Source organism: Paraburkholderia sp. BR10141 (assembly GCF_056155635.1).
The window spans coordinates 213,148-227,603 of sequence record NZ_JBMIQH010000009.1; the positions used below are offsets into that span (position 1 = coordinate 213,148).

A 14,456-nucleotide genomic window follows, 5' to 3' on the forward strand; every position below is an offset into this window, starting at 1 on the left:
CTCCCTCTCCCTCAAGCCGCGACTCCTTAATGTAACTGTCGCCCCTTCGTAGTCTGCCCGGTTCTTTCGTCGGCTGTCTTCGATCCAGTGATTCGTGCACAAGGCGCTCAATTGCCTCAGAAGCTTGCATGGACCTGCGTCATGAATTCCGTTTCGCAGGCATCACCTGAGAACTGCGCGAACGCCCTGCCTTGGCTTAGCGCAATGTTGGCCGACCAGGGTTTCCTGTCCAATGTCACACCGATAGTGCCGCTAATGGCACCCTGCCACTCTCCACCACGCTGGCGGGCTCGGCCCGCGTCCAAACCGATGTACGGGCTGAGCGCGACGCTCGCGACATGCAACGGACTCGTCGCGGTCTGATGCAGATAGAACCCGTAGTCACCGGTCAAGTAGGTATCACGAAAGCCGCGGACGGTACCTCGATCTGTGATGCCGATCTGCTCGATCGAAGGAAGATTGTCCGCGCTGTATTGCGCCGCCAGTTCATGGTCGAAGCGGACCACCAGGCTGCTAATCCGGTACGCATGCGACCACGACAACGACGTCGCCAGCTTCCTGAATTGCGAAACAGGCAAACCGCTTCCCGGCACGTCCTTGTCCGCGCCGAGCCAAGGCAGTCCCTGCTTGTATTCGAAGTTCGCCCCAAGCGCGTTGCCGTCAAAGAGGGCCGTATGATTGAGACCGATAGCGACTGTACTCAGGGACGCGCCTTGCAGGGCCACCGCAGTACCCATGAAACGACTCTCAACGACCTCGCGCGTCAGCTGCCCATACGCGGAGCTGATATGCGTGCCGTCACGGGAAAGCACATATTCCCCTCTTAACCCTGCGAACCAGGAACCGCCGTCCAGCCGTACCGTGTGGATTGCTAGTGCGGTCGATGTGCGGTAAGCAGACGCGCCGCCCAACGCCGAGAACGTCCAGCGGCCATAGGGGACGGTATAGAGCGCACCTGCGCTGCGATTGTAATAAGATGGCTCAGTATGAAGCGTGCTGGTAACGTTAATCGTAAGACTGTCGGCCAAGCCGACAAGATTCGATAGGCTAATTTCCGCATCGACCTGCGCACGGCCGGTGCGGCCGGAGCCAAGGTTGTTCCAGCCCATCGAGCCGTGCACAGCCCCCGTGGTAACGTCAGACAGTGCAAGGATCACATCCCCGTTTTGGTCAGGGTACACGTCCATCGTCACCCGATGGCCGGGAAGCCGGTTGGCCTGCTCGAGGCCCTGATCGAGATCGTGTACGTTGACAGGCTTTCCTATTAGTCCTGGGAACAGGCTCGCGGTGTTCATCGACGTGTCGTTGCGTATCGCCGCGACCTTGGCCGTCCTGACCGTCCATATGAGTGCCCGGCCGACATGGTCCTGATCGAGGTTGATGCGGAAGTAGCCTTGTTCCAGGAACATCGCCGCGATCAGTCGTGTCAACCTTCCGAGCTTCTCCGCGGTCACGCAATCGGTATGCAACGCATCGAATAGCGTGCGCTTCTGTCTCGCACTTAGCAAATCAAGTCCTCTCACTTCAACTGTATCCCACGGTAGGCAAGCTGCGCCGTGCCCCGTTTCAACAGTCGGACTCTCGCTGGTCGGTACGGATTGTTGCAACGACTTCTGGCGCGATTCGTGCTGCTGCACCTGCCACAGGGCTTGCATGTCCTGCATTTGCTCTCTTGATGTTCGAGCCTCTTCGGGCGGCGGCGCGGCGGCAATCTTGCCAAGCGGAGCCACGCACAAGAGAGCGAAAATGCAGATCGGGCAGGCGTTGCCCATGCTTTTTGCGCTGCGCGTCAACGCTTCTTTTCTAGTAATGGCAGATCGGCCGGTAGAGCCATGCACCGCAAATTTGGCAACGCGGGAAATAATCGATCCATGTATCTTGAAACAATCGCGCATACTTTGCTTTCCGATTCCGCGATAATCTACGCGTAAATGCGATCAACCTCGCTCAACAAAGCCACGATGTGGCACCCTTCGCTTCTCACCCCGGAGATCGCGCGTGGGTCTATCGCAGGCAACGAAGGCAGGTCTGGTTTGCCTGACGAGGGATAAGCGCACAATACCGCGATGCTGCGACCCGCTGTTCGATTGGCCACCAGTTACTGCTCATCCCGTTGGCGTGGGTTCGAATTTTCAGGCAGCCGCCAATAGCTCACCGGCATGATGCGCTCGAGGCGGGAGGCAAGAATAGCGTCGAGGTCAACCAGCATCCGGCCTCGATCAGCTCCGACGCCGCGCATGACAAACTCGGCCGCTATTTGCGGCGGCATGTCGAGCAGCTTTTCCATGTCGGCACGAATTTGCTGCACGATTTCTTGTAAGACGGCGGGTGCTCCCCGGGCATTGCGAGCGATTGATGGGGCGATGCCATCAGGTTGATTAACGGGCACCTTCAACGGTGGATCTGCGGGTCCTCGGCGCCACGAGGTGAAGTATTCGCGCACCACAAAGTTGCTGGCTGAGCAAGCAAACTCGCCGGAGGGCGCAATGAACCCGAACAGGCTTGAGATGTTGACAACGCTTGCCTGCTTGCGCGTACGCAACAGGGGCAGAAAGGCACGAGTCACCGTCACCGCGCACTCGAGGTCGACCGCCATCAGCCACTCAAGGTCAACTACTCTGACCGGGTGGCACCCGCCGCCCACCACTGCACCTGCGTTGTTGATCAGCAAGTCGACGCGGCCATGCACGGGCACCACTTCCCCCGGGAATGCAGCGACTGAGGCACGGCTGGCGACATCGAGCAGGTGCTGGCTTGTCCGCACGCCCAACTCACCCGCCATCTGTGCAGTCATGTTGAGGGCACGTTCGTTGGTATCGGTCAACGCGAGATGGCAACCACGGCGCGCCAGCGACAGCGCAAGCGCGCGACCAATACCGCCCCCAGCACCGGTCAGTACGGCAACACGATCATGAAGTGTCATACTTAGGTCTCCGTGCGGAAGCGCCCGTGGCTAACTGGCCCGCCACAACGTGAGCGGATTGCCCGGCCAAGGTGATTTGAACAGCGTCTCAAACCGCCACACGCCAGATAATTTAGTTGCTCGTTCGGGAGTCACTCTACGCGACAAATACGCTATCGGCTTAACAAAATGGGACAATAGATTTACGATTTGAGACATGGCATCTGTAGCATTCGATTAGCACCGTTACGTGTGCGGTCATGGATGCAGCGCACGCGGCATGGGCAGACACGTCGCTCAGTTTCCGCCGGTTGCCACAGCATTCGTTCCGGTAGTCGAAGTCCATAGTCACGAAGCCCCACCGCAGCGAGGACGCCGACACACGCAATGGTTTCGGCGCGGTTGACTGTGCAGACGCCCAACAGCGTCACACTTAGGCTTGAATGCAGCGGCAATGACGTGTCGTTACTATCGGCAATGATCGAGGCGCTGGGACGGCGCGAGGTTCCGCCTGGACGATGCGCTGAAGGTCTATAAGCATTGCGATATCGTCGTTTTTTGCAGGAGTATCAACGGCGTTGCCGCCATCGTCGAGCAATCGATGAAGCTCGATCCATCCGAACGGGCAGATGGAATCTGCGACAAGCGGCTGAAGGCCCTCATTCCAATGCTGATCGATTGGAACAACCCGCTGCTGCATACGGCCCTAACCATCTGCAACGCTATCGGACTGGCGGAGCTTTTGATGATTCCCGCTGCGAATATCTGAAGGGGTCAGTCCGAACCACTCGCGGCACGCACGCGACAGTGACGATTGTGTAGGAAAACCAAGCATCATTGAAACCCGGCCAATCGTCAGTTTGGTCTCTCGCAGAAAATGCAGAGCAAGGTCCTTGCGCACTCCTTCCTTGATGTTTTCGAAACTGGTGCCCTCTTCCGCGAGACGACGTTGGAGCGTCCTCGGATGCAACACAAGCAATGAGGCAACAGTCGACTTGTCACTGCTTGATTCGCCGAGCGTTTGCCGTAGCACCCGGCGAACGCGATCTGAAACGGTGTTTCCTGCGTCTCCAAAGTTCCGGAAGATGTAATCTTCCGCGATCTGCCGAAGCATTCCGTTCGCGCCTTTAACTTCGGTAGCAAACGTTGCCCGACTGATGTGCAGGGTTGCAGTGGCGGCCTCCCTTAGAACGCGCACGCCAAAGAACCGCTCGTACACGCTGCGCTTGACGACCGGCTCATGCGGTATCGAGACTGCTCGCAGATCGTAACTGTCCCCGGCACCGAGGCGTATGAAATTATGTGCATTAGCCAGGCAATGATCGATCGTCTGACGCGTGACGACATGAGCGGGCAGGCGTAGCTCGAAGGACACCTCGATCGTATTCTCCAAGATCGGGGCGCTCTCGTTCAGCGTCGCAACGAGACCCGGACTGTAAACGAACAGATGACGCATTACATACGCAAGTCCGTCGCCGACCGTAGGCGCGTTCAGGGCCGCGATGGCCAACGGGCCGAGCAGATCGATGGTTTGACACCTGGACAGACGCAAACCAAAATCGCCACATCCCGTAGCTTCCGCACTGGCTTCTAGCAGATGGGCGACTGCACGCAGGGGGACCATCACGTCACTGCCATCGAGCGACGCCTCGGCAATGTGATGACGAGCCAGCAGAGGCACGGGATCAAATCCCATGGCGCGCATCAGCGAAGGATAGCCGCGAAGGCCACTTGCTCTCGTTAATGCAGCCATCTCTCAATATACGATAGTGTTCGCAAAGTCAATCTGCCCGGCGGCGTCGCGACCACAGACGTGAAGCCGCTGCGTGACGGTCCGAGTTAAGGGGGTCTACAGACCACTATTGTCGTTCGGTGAGATTTGATCAATCTCAATGCGCGTGCGACTCAAAGCTGGTCCACGCAATCTCGCGATCGCTCAATCTGAGCGTCTTACGCTTTCTACTAGATATAGCTGCGTAACGGAGCGTCCCTACCCACCTCCTTCTAGCGGCAGCTCATCTGCGATTCCTGGCACGACTTGAAGCCCCAGAACGTCATAACCGCTCCGCTTGAGCGAGAGCGCCATGCCGCACACCATATCGCTTAGGCCGATTGCACCAACAGTCTTCATGTTTGGCTTTATGTCTATTTGACTTCGCAGCTCGTCCGGATCCGACTATTCAGTTCATATACTGAACAGTCGGCGCCCTATACGCAATAAACGCCAATTTGCGAAGTGTTCTAACAATTCGAATGCCGAGGCTGTTCATTGCTGAGAGCTTACGGAAAGAAGCCAATTTCTATGACATGCGGTTCGGCAGGATTCGCGCAGCGGCTCATTGGCTCAACGTCGCCCTCTGCGGTCTTTCCGCGGATTCGGTTGCCGGGGTTGCGGGCGGGCGAAGTCGATGCAGTTCTCGTCGAACGGCACGCGCGTAGGGCGTGCGAAGGGACCGAATCGGAATCGCAGCAATGCACGCTACGCGCCCCATACTTCAGAACCGTCGACTCGCACTTCTCAACCTCCCGAAGCAACCAGTTGTCGTGAGTCCTGTGGGAATAGTCGATATTCCCGCGGCAGGATCGCGAACCACCTCGTCGAGATCGGGGTTCGTCCCGTAGCGGTCGCAGTAGCCACCTTCCGGCACTTCGACGTTGTGCGGTCCGAATTCGACCGGTGTGTGCCGCGCGCAGGTGTTTGTTGACATTTCTCGATGTACAACCCGGCGGGCGAGCGTGATTGCCGGCATTTTAAGGTTCAACTCCGCTTGAAGGTCAAGCGTCCAAATAAGGGTAGTTCGGACTGCCGGTGTGTCAGCAATGTGATGGTCATTCATCCCATCAGAGGCCGCGCATTGCCGTATGTGCTGTGGTGGATCATCGAGACGAAACGCTAGCGGTGCCGCCAACCCCGACGCATCGGACCCGATCTGCACGCAAAATCATGGCGCGGCAGTAGCCGCGCCCGCGTTGATCGTCCAAAGCAAAATCGAATCTACGCCTCCCTGCGAGCGCGACGAAAGCGTGCCAGTCGTAATGCGCGATACGGCAGGATTTTGCTTTAAAAATAAGGTTTCTCGCTCCGGCGGATCATGTCTGCGGCTTTTTCACCAATCATGATGGAAGGTGCATTGGTATTGCCTCCAATCAACGTGGGCATGATGGACGCATCTACAACGCGCAATCCTTGCAAGCCATGCACTTTCAGCGTTGCATCCACAACGGCCTGTGCGTCGTGCCCCATCTTGCACGTGCCTACTGGATGATAAACCGAGTCCACTCGTTCGCGCAGCTTGGCCCGGATGTCGTCATCGGTCTTTACGTCGGACGTGAACATATCGCGAGTGATGAAAGGCTTAAACGCCGGTGCCTTCATCAACTTCTCCGTCATTTTGTAGCCCGCGACCAGCGTTTCCATGTCATCAGGATGGGCAAGGAAAGCAGGATCAATCAGCGGTGGTGTGTCCGCATCGTTGTTCTGCAACTTCACAGCTCCGCGACTCTTGGGACGCAACACGCAAACATGGCAAGACAAGCCATGTCCGGCATGTAGCTTGCGCGCATGGTCATCCACCAATGCCGTGAGGAAATGCAGTTGCACGTCCGGCGCTTCGAGTTCCGCACGCGTTTTCAGGAAACCACCGCCTTCCGCGAAGTTGGACGTTACCATGCCACGGCGCTCGCGGTGATAACGCCGGAATTCACTTGCAACCCGCGCGATGCCAGGCAGTGAAATTCCGAACAGATCCCGGCTTCTGGATTTGTAGCCGAAGATGAAATCAGGATGATCCTGCAGGTTCTTGCCGACGCCCGGCAAATGATGCAACACCGGAATGCCGTATTGCTGCAATTCTGCCGCATCGCCAATGCCGGACAGCATCAGCAATTGCGGCGATTGAAAGGCGCCGGCGCTCAAAATCACTTCACGCCGCGCACGCAGGGTTTTCAGCACGCCCCCTTGCCGGTACTCCACGCCGGTCGCACGCTTGCCATCAAAAAGGATGCGCTGCGTCATCGCGACGGTTTCAATGTGAAGGTTCTTGCGTTGCTCTACATGCGGTTGCAAATAGCCACGATACGCGCTCCAACGCTCCCCGTGGTCTTGCGTGACCTGATAAATGCCAATGCCTTCCTGCTCCGTACCATTGAAATCGTCATTGAGGCGATAACCCACCTGACGCGCCGCTTGCAACCAGATTTCCTGAAAAGGATTGTCCGTGAAGGAGTTGCTGACACGCAGCGGACCGCCTTGCCCATGCCACTGGTCATAGATGTCGTTGTTGTGCTCGGACTTCTTGAAATATGGTAAGACTTCATCAAACGACCAACCGACATTGCCCAAGGCGGCCCAGTGGTCGTAATCCGTTTTATGTCCACGGATATAAGCCATGGCGTTGACAGCCGAGGAGCCACCCAGGACCTTGCCACGCGGCTGAAACCCGCGGCGCTGGTTGAGGCTCGCCTGCGGCACCGTCTCGAACATCCAGGCATTCCGTCGGGCGGGCACCAGGAGCACGATGGCTGCCGGAGTGCGGATCAGGAACCGGTCACCGTCGCCGCCGGCTTCCAGCACCACCACACTGATATCAGCGTCTTCACTCAAACGCCCCGCCACTGCACAGCCGGCAGAACCGCCGCCGATAACGACATAATCCACTTCTTGCGCGTTCGCAGTGTTCATACCTCTCCGTCCGTCTTCTTAGAGTTATTGAAGTGAAGCCTCTGAACGGCGAGCCATCCAGCGCCGATAACGGCGTGCACGGAACAACATCTCTGCTTGCGAGACAAAGAGCGCCCATGCCGGCGATACATTGGGCTCGGTCGGCTTGCCGCGACTCAATCTGGCCATCTGGTACTTCGCGGCAGCCAGCAGGGCTGGGGCCGCCAATGCCTTGTTCTTCCAGGTGATCGGACGCAGCGCAGGAGCCGGCGAATGGCCGGCCCGCCATTCGCGCGGCAGGTAGGGGTTTATAGACAAGGCGGTTGCGATCCCTGCCATGTCGATGCCACTGTCGATGACCTGTTCGGCGATCTCTCGGCGACGAATACCCCCCGTTACCATCAAGGGCATGGTGGCCGTCGCTGCGATGTCGCGGGCAAATTCCAGGAAATAGGCTTCCCGTGCCAACGTGCGCCCATCGCGCGCATCCCCCGTCATCGCAGGCGCTTCATAGCTACCACCCGAAAGCTCGACGAGATCAACACCCAGCGGAGCCAACATGCCAATCACCGCTTGAGCATCTTGGGGCGAGAAGCCGCCGCGCTGGAAGTCTGCCGAATTGAGCTTGACTGATACCGCGAAACCACTTGCAACGGCTGCACGCACGCCGCGGACAATTTCGAGCAGCAGTCGCACCCGGTTTTCCAGGCTGCCCCCCCATGCGTCGTTGCGCCGGTTCGACAGCGGCGACAGGAACTGGCTCAGGAGATAGCCATGCGCCGCGTGGATCTGCACGCCGGTGAAGCCGGCGCGCTCGGCCAGTCTGGCGGTTGCCACGAAGCGCCGTTGCACCTCGGCAATGTCGGTTGCGGTCATTTCCCTTGGAACTGCAAACCCATTGGAAAGCGAGCCGAGTTCCAGCGCCACCGCCGACGGTGCCACGGTTGCCTGACCGAGCGCGGCGGCCATCTGCCGGCCGGGATGATTGATCTGCATCCAGACTTGAGCGCCTTTCGAGCGTGCCACTTCGGCCCAGCGCGCAAAGCGATCGAGGTGGCGATCCTCTTCGAGGACTACACCTCCTGGGCCGGTCATCGCCCGCGCATCGACCATCACGTTGCCAGTGAGAAGTAGTCCAGCTTCTCCATCCGCCCAAGTTCGATAGAGGTGCAACAAGGCGTCGGAAGGCGCGTGCTCCGCATCGGCCATGTTTTCTTCCATCGCCGCCTTGGCGATCCGGTTTGGAATCGTCTCGCCATTGGGCAGGATCAAGGGAGTAAAAAGCTTCATTGAGGCCACCTTTCGTTTGCTATCCTAAAAGACTAAGATTAAAGATAACTTTAATGTCAAGCCTTCATTACCCAAAACCATGAGGATCGGCGAGCTTTCCCAAACGATTTTTTGGGAATAGATGCGCGAAGCGGTCGATCCACTTTCCTTTGCGAACCGATCGGCTCGCATGCGCGCATCCAACTTCATCGGCTGCTGTGTCGAGATACTGGTCGCCGGCAACCTGAAGTCGAGCGTAGGGCCGACTTCTACTATCCGGTTCTCAACCGGAGCCACCCGCGCCATTTCGTCGAGACGCTTTTTTTCGGCACTGTGCGCAGGCGTCGCAGGTCGTCGATGCGCTGCTCATCATTGATGTGCCTGCCACGCTGAGCGTACCAATCGAGCGTCGGGTGTAATTCGGAAACGGAGGTATCGGCGATCATGTCCACGGGCGCTCCAGCATCATTTCTTCTTGGGACGCTACTAGATTTTTTGCCGCTTTTAAGAATGGCTTTGTTCCGTCTTGCTCACTTTGAGCGTCACTTCGGAAAGTGACCGCCATGCGCATGCCGCTTCGATGACCGCGTGCTCGGATTCACGATGCGGCCCGACCAGATTGCCAAATCCATGATCCAGACGCGCGAAGTGCAAAGGAATCACCTTGTTGCCATGTCGCGCCAATGCTGCGCTATAGGCTTGCCCTTCGTTTCGCAGGATATCGAATCCTGCCGTGACCAGCACGGCAGGCGGCATGTCGGCCAACGATTCCGCATTTAGCGGCGACACCAGTGGGTTCCGGGCCTCATGCTCGCCCCTTCCCAAGTATTGCAAGTAAAACCAGTTGCGGATTTCGGGCGTAAGGAATGCTTTCCTTCTGCTGCCTGGCGGCACGGAGTTCGGCATGCGATCTGTGCCCGGATAGAACAGCAGTTGACTCAGCGCAGGTCGGTCCTGTCGAGCCATCAATGCCGTGACCGTTGCAAGGTTGGCACCCGCGCTGTCGCCACCTACGGCGACAGCGGATTCATGCACACCAAAATCTTCGGCGTGTTCTTGCGCCCAACGGAATGCATCGAGGCAATCCTCGGGCGGCCCGGGAAATGGATGTTCCGGGGCACGCCGGTAATCCACGGACAACACTTGGACTCCCGCCGTTCGGCAAATCAGCCGGCACAGATCATCATGGGTTTCGATATCACCCATGACGAACCCGCCCCCATGAAAGAACACCAGCAATACGGGCAAGGAGTTCTCTTTCAAAGGCAGATAGCGCCGCGCTGGAAGCCGGGTGGAAGGCGTGTCGATCAGCAAGTCGCGCGTACCTTCAATGGCATATCCCGCTCGCAGCCCAATCATGTCCTTGCGGAAGCCCTCGCGCATCGCGGCCACACCCAGCCGGTTGAAATCCGTTTCGAGCCTGAGCTTTAGAATCCAGTGAAGCAATGGCGACAGCGCAATACCGTCGCCGCTGCAAGGTGTCCCTGTCAGCGAGTCGGGGAGATTCCTGGCGATGAAGTCCATCGCACGCAACAGGCACAGGCGCGGCGTCATTCAGGAACCCTCGCATCGCTCAGTGCGTAGGCATCTTCGGACACATGCCGCGCCCGCTTTGCGAACGTGAAGGTGAAGCTTGGCCACAGGCTGGAATTCCTGCCGGTCTTGTCCAGATACCAACTCTCGCAACCGCCGGCTGTCCAGACCGTTCCCTTCATCGCGCTGTCGAGGAAATCGACAAACGCAGCTTGGGCCGCACGCTTCGGCTCGATGATACGCTTGCCCGCCCTGTCGGCGAATTGGATCACCTTGACGATATGCTCGGCTTGAGCCTCAAGCATGTAGATTACCGAGGTGTGGCCCAGCCCTGTGTTAGGGCCATGCAGGAGGAAAAGATTTGGGAACCCCACTATGGTCGTTCCCATGTAAGCCTTCGGGCTTCCGGCCCAGGCGCTTGAAAGGGTTTCGCCCTTGGCGTCGAAAATGTAACTGGCGAACGGTGGCTCCTTGGTCTTGAAGCCGGTGCCGAAAACGATGAAATCCACTTCCCGCAGAGTTCCCGTCGCGTCCACCACGCCGGTTTCCGTCACTTGCCTGACCCCGGCATTCACCACCTCGACGTTCTTCTTGGCGAGCGCGGGATAGTAGGTATTCGATATAAGGATGCGCTTGCAGCCCAACGCGTAGTCCGGGGTCAGCTTTGCGCGAAGCTCGGGGCTGGAAATGGCACCGTGCAAGTGAGCCAACGCGGTCTTCTGGGTTCGACGCATGAGCGCAGGATTGCGGAACCCGAAAACGAACAGCTCGCGCTTGGTGTATATCTTCAAGCGGTTCCACTTCATTGCCAGTTTCGAGCGCCGATAAAGGTTCTGCCTTTGCGCCGGAATTGGCTCGTCATGCCGGGGCAACACCCACGGTGCCGTCCGCTGGAACAGCACCAGACTGCTCACTTCCGGCTGGATGGCAGGAACGATCTGAATAGCCGAAGCCCCCGTGCCAATGACGGCTGCACGCTTGCCTGCATGGCGAAAGGCAGGGTTCCACGTCGCAGAGTGGAAAACCTCGCCGCGGAAGGATTCAAGTCCGCGCAACGCCGGAATGTCGGGATCGCTCAACGAACCGAAAGCGCCCGCAACGAAGCGGGCCCGGTAGTTGCCTTGGGTTGTCGTCACCAACCATTCGCCGGTGTCTTCGCGCCAGTCCATGCGGGTGACTTCGGCATTGAACACGATGCGATTCCGGATGCCGAAACGATCAACGCAATTATTCAAGTAGGCATGGATTTCCGGCTGCGAGGCAAATTCCCGGCTCCAATCGGGTTTGGGCGCGAAGGAAAAGGAATAGAGGTGCGATTGCACGTCGCACGCGCAGCCCGGATAGTGATTGTCTCGCCAGACGCCACCCACCCCGGAAGCACGCTCGATCAACAGGAAGTCCTGTTCACCCGCCAGTTTCAGCTTGATGGCCGTCGCCAATCCGCCGAAGCCGGTTCCCACAATGATGGTCTTAACTTTCAACTGAGTCTCCGTGAAACCGGGTGTCAATGGCGTTCCGCCATCCCCGAAAAGGCATCCTGTTCAAAGGATGCGCGCGATCTCTCTAGCGGTTGCTTTTGCCGACTGCGGATTCTGTCCCGTGACCAATCGTCCATCGACAACGACATTTGACGTGAACGGCAGCAGGTTCTTTTCATAGAGCGCCCCACGCGAGCGCATCTGCGCTTCCACGTTGTAGGGAACTTCCTTGGCGACACCGGCCAGAATTTCCTCAGTCCACGAATACCCGGTAAGGTGCCGACCTGCGACCAGCAGGCGACCATCTGAAAGCCTTGTGTTGAGCAGGCCCGCATAGCCGTGGCAAACGGACGAGACAACGCCGCCACACTCATAAATCTCACGCGTTATCGCTTGGAGTCGCGCATCGTCCGGGAAGTCCCACATGACACCGTGGCCGCCGGTGAAATAGATGACGTCGAAATCTGCAGCGTTTATTTCGTCAGGCGCGGCTGAAGTTTTCAACAGCGAGGACAACACCGGGTCTGCATAGCCCTCTCGCGCCGATTTGTCGAAGTGCGGCCACTTAAGCGAACGGGGTTCGATTGGCACTGTTCCGCCCCGCGGGCTGACAATCCGCTGTTCGTACCCCTCGGCCGAAAACACGTCATAGGCGTGCGTCAGTTCGGACAGCCACAAGCCGGTCGGATGCGAGACATCGTTGTAGTGGCTGACGTTGGTGACGACATGAAGGATGCGCTTCCTCCTGGCCTTCTTCGTCACTCGGTTGTCCGCTTGCGACTGCGCGGAATTTTGGATGCGGCTGTTGCGCATATTGGAATCGGTTTGATTCACGGTCGTTTCCTCTATGGGGCTCTGGCATCCGGCCAGCCCGACCAGGCTAGCGGCAGCGATCGAAGCCACCAGTTCACGGCGCGTCATGTTCATGGTTTCTAGTTCGTGCCTAAAAAATTTCCATCGTCGGCTTAGCCACGGCGGGGTCATTTTTCAGATAGCCGTTGCGTCTGGGGAAGTCGTCGATCAGGTCCGCCCTTCGGTAGATATGAAAGGCTACTGCGCTGGCAATAAATCCTGCCGCGGGAAATTCACTCTCGGTATGCAGCCGACTTTTGCCAGCCCGGAAGCCGCCAAATTCAATTGCCGGCTTGCCGCAGCGTTTGCAGAGACTGCGATTGATGGTGAGAGAAAGGCGATAACTCTCGAACGCGAAATTCTCTTCCTCTGCACGCACCGTTGGCGCGCAAGTTGGTCACATCGCCAAATCGCTTGCCGGTGTGGGCGTGGCAGATCGTGCTGTGGCAGATGAACGGGGCGGCCGCCACCGCTTCAATCGGGAACTGACAAGCACGACATTCGCAAGCGGCACGCTGCGGTCTGAGCATGGTCTTTGTCATGTGGCTGGCATCCTTGGAGTGGTATCAGCGTACGCGCCCTTTTCGGGACCTCACACTTTGCTTACTCCTGGACTCTATCCTTGAAGTTGACTTTAAGGTCAAGCGTCTCCCCTTGCGACTTAACAGGTCGCTGGAGTACCGGCGGTAGAAGGCTCCTGAAACGTTGATAGAAGACCTCCGCTTGCTCCCCGGAGATCATGCGCGGCGGCGACACGTTCACAGAAAGTCTGTTTCCATGCGCGAGCTGGACGACTTTGTTCCGGAGTCGCATGCATTGCGTGCGATACGCGTGATGGCGAACGAAAATGTGGAGAAGACGGATCGGCTGTTGGAGTTCACGAGCCGGACATCCAGGGTGGGCAGCCGAGCATCGCACCGCAGAAGTTGCTGCGCGCCATGCTGATTCAGGCTCTATAGGAGGTTACACGCCGCAGACGCTACATTGATGGATCAAGCGCGACCAGATCGACCATAGCGAGCGCGATGGCGTGACACGGATGAGCGCGAAGTCAAGGAGTCGCGTCGTGGCAACGAGATTCTCAAGGCAGCGAGCGCGTTTTTCTCTGAGGCGGAGCTCGCCCGCCGTTTCAAGTCCTGAAGGCTTTCGTAGATAAGCGTCGCGACACCTCGGGGGGCGAGCCGATCTGCAAGGTCTTGGAGATCGCTCCGTCGGGTTACCGACGCCATGCGGCACAGCTTCGAGATCCATCCGGACGCCGCGCCCGCGCAAAACGAGACGAGAATCTGCAACCGGAGAACAAGCGTATCTGGCAGACCAACATGCAGCTCTACGGTGTGCGAAGGTCTGGAAGCAGTTGATTGGGGCGCAGATCAGTCTCTACTCTGGTTCCCCGTGGCCTTGTTCATTTGAGCGTCCGACCAACTGAATGAGAGCTTCGTATCAGTGGGATAACAGCCTGCTTGGGGCCCGTTTCGACCGGGAATAGCCAAGAGGGACTAGAGCCAAGGGGCTGCGCGCTCACGCCCTCTTTGAATCGTCTGTGAAATTCGCGAGGTCCCACCAAAGCCCTGCCATCAGCATAAGCCCTTCGCGCGCAACTGTTCCCAGCATGTGCTCATCGGGTGCATGTTGCGCACACCCCGGATACGAGTGCGGTATCCACACTGTTGGCAACTTCAAGATGTCCGAGAAGACATGATTAGGGATAGAACCGCCGATGTTCGGCAAGGTCACCGAGCTTCGTCCCAGTGTTGTCTCG

The 14,456-nt window shown here is 58.1% G+C and carries 10 protein-coding genes, 3 pseudogenes and 1 other annotated feature; of the genes and pseudogenes, 2 read left to right on the forward strand and 11 right to left on the reverse strand.

What is annotated here, in order from left to right; translation table 11 throughout:
* Window positions 1-116 precede the first annotated feature (116 nt).
* From ACOJB8_RS15475 to ACOJB8_RS15525, 11 genes and pseudogenes are all read right to left on the reverse strand, one after another.
* Entirely contained in the window at window positions 117-1,895 is a 1,779-nt protein-coding gene (locus ACOJB8_RS15475; protein ID WP_475013233.1) for a ShlB/FhaC/HecB family hemolysin secretion/activation protein, read from the reverse strand.
* 203 nt (window positions 1,896-2,098) lie between these two features.
* Entirely contained in the window at window positions 2,099-2,923 is an 825-nt protein-coding gene (locus tag ACOJB8_RS15480) for an SDR family NAD(P)-dependent oxidoreductase (RefSeq protein WP_475013235.1), read from the reverse strand.
* 685 nt (window positions 2,924-3,608) lie between these two features.
* Window positions 3,609-4,655, reverse strand: a complete 1,047-nt coding sequence (locus ACOJB8_RS15485; protein ID WP_342946499.1) for an AraC family transcriptional regulator — start codon at window positions 4,653-4,655, stop codon at window positions 3,609-3,611.
* An 817-nt stretch (window positions 4,656-5,472) separates the two neighbouring features.
* Window positions 5,473-5,610 (reverse strand): annotated as a pseudogene (locus ACOJB8_RS15490) (acetoacetate decarboxylase); the annotation flags it as partial.
* A gap of 353 nt (window positions 5,611-5,963) precedes the next feature.
* Window positions 5,964-7,583 carry a GMC family oxidoreductase gene (locus ACOJB8_RS15495; RefSeq protein ID WP_475013237.1) on the reverse strand — a complete coding sequence of 540 codons (1,620 nt, stop codon included), beginning with the start codon at window positions 7,581-7,583 and terminating at the stop codon, window positions 5,964-5,966.
* A gap of 24 nt (window positions 7,584-7,607) precedes the next feature.
* Complete coding sequence (locus tag ACOJB8_RS15500; protein ID WP_475013238.1) at window positions 7,608-8,852, reverse strand: NADH:flavin oxidoreductase/NADH oxidase family protein; 1,245 nt, start codon at window positions 8,850-8,852, stop codon at window positions 7,608-7,610.
* 251 nt (window positions 8,853-9,103) lie between these two features.
* A complete protein-coding gene (locus tag ACOJB8_RS15505; RefSeq protein ID WP_475013240.1) occupies window positions 9,104-9,283 on the reverse strand; it encodes a hypothetical protein in 180 nt (59 codons plus the stop codon).
* 52 nt (window positions 9,284-9,335) lie between these two features.
* Window positions 9,336-10,385, reverse strand: a complete 1,050-nt coding sequence (locus tag ACOJB8_RS15510) for an alpha/beta hydrolase (protein ID WP_475013241.1) — start codon at window positions 10,383-10,385, stop codon at window positions 9,336-9,338.
* Complete coding sequence (locus tag ACOJB8_RS15515; RefSeq protein WP_475013242.1) at window positions 10,382-11,845, reverse strand: flavin-containing monooxygenase; 1,464 nt, start codon at window positions 11,843-11,845, stop codon at window positions 10,382-10,384. The genes ACOJB8_RS15510 and ACOJB8_RS15515 overlap by 4 nt, the downstream gene beginning before the upstream one ends.
* A 60-nt stretch (window positions 11,846-11,905) precedes the next feature.
* Window positions 11,906-12,604: a type 1 glutamine amidotransferase domain-containing protein gene (locus ACOJB8_RS15520; protein WP_475013297.1), complete on the reverse strand. Its 699-nt coding sequence runs from the start codon at window positions 12,602-12,604 to the stop codon at window positions 11,906-11,908.
* Between the two features lie 181 nt (window positions 12,605-12,785).
* Window positions 12,786-13,073 (reverse strand): hypothetical protein, encoded by a 288-nt coding sequence (locus ACOJB8_RS15525; RefSeq protein WP_475013244.1) that lies wholly within the window; start codon window positions 13,071-13,073, stop codon window positions 12,786-12,788.
* 360 nt (window positions 13,074-13,433) lie between these two features.
* Here ACOJB8_RS15525 and ACOJB8_RS15530 point away from each other — a divergent pair.
* Both ACOJB8_RS15530 and ACOJB8_RS15535 read left to right on the forward strand, forming a co-directional pair.
* Window positions 13,434-13,650, forward strand: a pseudogene (locus ACOJB8_RS15530) (transposase); the annotation flags it as partial.
* A 5-nt stretch (window positions 13,651-13,655) separates the two neighbouring features.
* A pseudogene (locus tag ACOJB8_RS15535) lies at window positions 13,656-14,054 on the forward strand (IS3 family transposase); the annotation flags it as partial.
* Window positions 13,789-13,905 (forward strand) — a sequence feature (AL1L pseudoknot). It overlaps the preceding pseudogene by 117 nt.
* Window positions 14,055-14,456: the final 402 nt, after the last annotated feature.